This window comes from Streptomyces katrae, assembly GCF_000966975.1.
GTDB lineage: Bacteria > Actinomycetota > Actinomycetes > Streptomycetales > Streptomycetaceae > Streptomyces > Streptomyces katrae.
In genome coordinates this window covers 1-1,319 of the sequence record NZ_JZWV01001659.1, presented here as the reverse complement: position 1 = coordinate 1,319, position 1,319 = coordinate 1, and the positions used below count along the sequence as shown (strand labels likewise).

The 1,319-nt window shown below is 76.6% G+C and carries 1 protein-coding gene and 1 pseudogene; both read right to left on the bottom strand.

What is annotated here, in order from left to right:
• The coding region (locus VR44_RS48195) for a zinc-ribbon domain-containing protein (protein WP_245692915.1) at nucleotides 1-217 on the bottom strand (217 nt) is incomplete at its 3' end.
• Nucleotides 218-220: 3 nt separating this feature from the next.
• Nucleotides 221-1,319: pseudogene (locus VR44_RS39905) on the bottom strand (tetratricopeptide repeat protein); the annotation flags it as partial.

The window sequence follows — 1,319 nt, the reverse complement described above, 5'->3', positions numbered from 1 at the left end:
GCGCCGGAGCAGCGGCCGCGCCCGCCCACGCCGGGGTCCCGCCCACCGCCGGTCCCGCCCCGAGGTCGCCGCCGGGGGCGGGGTCGGGCAGGGTTGGTGTGCGGTCCGGGGGCGCGGGAGGGGCGGAGAGGGCGTACCCGCACACCCCGCAGAAACGGTCACCCTCCTCCAGGGGCTCCGCGCAGCTGGGGCAGCCCGACAGCCGATGCATCGACATCACTCACACCCACGTCCGGGGACGGAAACGGTTGGCCCGCTCCACCAGTTCGATCCTCTCCTCGCCCCGCTGTGCCAGCCGGGCGAGGACGCGGTAGGAGCGCTCCAGGCCGAAGCGCAGCCCCCGCTCGTCCAGTTGACTGCCGAGCAACGAGCTCCGGCCGGGGTCGGCACCCCGGCTACCCGACAGTACCCAGTCCAGGGCCGAGCCCAGAACCTCCGTCGCCAACCGCTCCTGGCGTTCCGGGTCCAGTCCGAACCGCCGCAACGCCTCGACCTGGTCCGACGCCGCCCCGAGGTCGGCCAGCAGCTCCTCCTGCGGCGACCGGTCGCGCAGGCGTGCCCGTACGGCCGCCGCCCGTGCGGCGGTGTCCACCCGTGCGGCGGTGTAGTGGATCGAGGATTCCGGTACGGACTCCAGCGTACGGACGGCCGCGGCCCGGTCGCCGGAGGCCAGTTGGACCCGGGCCAGCCCGAAGGCCGCGCTCACGAAGCCCGGGTCGGTGATCCAGACGAGCCGGTAGTACTCGGCGGCGTTGTCCAGCTGGCCCAGAATCTCCGCGCACAGTGCGAGCGCCAGCTTCGGCGCGGGCTCGCCCGGGAAGGCGTCGTAGACGGCGTCGAAGGACAGGGCCGCTATCTCGTCGTCCCCGGTGGCCAGCGAGGCGATCCCGCGCGCCCACACCACCCGCCAGTCGTCCGGGTACTTGGCCTCCAGCTCGGCCAGGGCCCGGGCGGCCACGGCGAGTTCGCCCAGCTCCAGCCGGGCACGCAGCTCCCGCAGCCGCAGTTCGGCGGAGTCGGTGCCGGCCGCACCCAGGAGGCCAGGAGTCCCGCCAGGAACCCGGCGTTCGGGTCGGCCGGGTCCACCAGCGGTACGGGCAGGGCCAGCGCGGTGTCCCGGGCGTCGAGCGGAGCCAGACCGCCCGCCGCCGCGGGGCCCGCGGCCGGTGAGGAGGGGGCGACGGCAGCCGGAGCCGCCGGCACCGCCGGAGCCCGCCGCGGCCCGGGCACGCCGACACCGCCCACGTGCGTGGCGGTGGTCCCGAGCACGGAAACCCCGCCGCCCCCGGGCACCGCCGGGCCCCCGGTCCCTCCCGCCT